The 480-nt window shown below is 66.2% G+C and carries 1 protein-coding gene; it reads right to left on the reverse strand.

Annotated elements, in window-relative coordinates; all coding sequences use genetic code 11:
• The coding region (locus tag AC5P1B_RS35815) for a CurL C-terminal domain-containing protein (protein WP_493892218.1) at positions 1 to 480 on the reverse strand (480 nt) is incomplete at both ends.

A 480-nucleotide genomic window follows, 5' to 3' on the forward strand; every position in this document is an offset into this window, starting at 1 on the left:
GTGAGGTGTCCAGGAGGTCGGCTGTCATGCCTGCCCATTGGGAGCCTTGGCCGGGGAAGACGAAGACGGTTTTGCCGAGTGGGCGGACGGTTGCGGTGATGACCTTTGTGGTTGGTTCGTCGGAGGCTAGTGCGTGGAGGCCGTCGAGGAGTTCTTCGCGGTGGTGGCCGAGGATCACGCTGCGGTGGTTGAACTGGGTGCGGGTGGTGGTCAGGGACCAGCTGACGTCGGTCGGTTCCAGTTCGGGGTGGTGGTGCAGGTGTGCTCGGAGGCGGGTTGCTTGCTCGCGGAGGGCGTTGTCGTCGCGGGCGGAGAGTGGCCAGGGCACGACGACGGGCTTGAGGACGGGCTTGAGGACGGGTTCGTGGTTGTTGTTGTCCTGGTCGGGGGGTGTGGGGTCGGCTGGTTTGGTGGGGGTGGGGGGTTGTTCGAGGATGAGGTGGGCGTTGGTGCCGCTGACGCCGAAGGAGGAGATGCCCG

The organism is Streptomyces sp. A01 (assembly GCF_059026195.1).